Annotated in this window: 1 protein-coding gene; it reads right to left on the bottom strand. The window is 44.2% G+C overall.

Going from position 1 to position 591, the window contains the following annotated elements; translation table 11 throughout:
- Positions 1–591: hypothetical protein (locus K1I53_RS09320; protein WP_223329183.1), on the bottom strand; the 591-nt coding region annotated here is incomplete at both ends.

Below are 591 nucleotides of genomic sequence, written 5' to 3'. Positions count from 1 at the left end.
AAGCTGATTGACTTGCAGATACTGATGCACTAGTTGATTGGCTAGCTGATACAGATGCTGAAGCTGATTGGCTTGCACTTACAGAAGCTGAAGCTGATTGGCTTGCAGATACTGATGCTGAAGCTGATTGACTTGAGCTTACTGATGCGCTAGTTGATTGGCTAGCTGATACAGATGCTGAAGTTGATTGACTTGAGCTTACTGATGCGCTAGTTGATTGACTTGCAGATACTGATGCTGAAGCTGATTGGCTAGCTGATACTGATGCTGAAGTTGATTGACTTGCAGATACTGATGCGCTTGCTGATTGGCTAGCTGATACTGATGCTGAAGCTGATTCACTTGCAGATACTGATGCGCTTGCTGATTGGCTTGCAGATACAGACGCTGAAGCTGATTCACTTGCAGATACTGATGCTGAAGCTGATTGGCTTGCACTTACAGATGCTGAAGTTGATTGACTTGAGCTTACTGATGCTGAAGTTGATTGACTTGCAGATACTGATGCTGAAGCTGATTGACTTGCAGATACTGATGCTGAAGCTGATTGACTTGCAGATACTGATGCTGAAGCTGATTGACTTGCAGATA

It is taken from the genome of Streptococcus oralis, assembly GCF_019929365.1.
Lineage (GTDB): Bacteria > Bacillota > Bacilli > Lactobacillales > Streptococcaceae > Streptococcus > Streptococcus oralis_BT.
The sequence above is the reverse complement of the archived record's forward strand: the minus strand, read 5'-3'. Positions and strand labels throughout refer to the sequence as shown.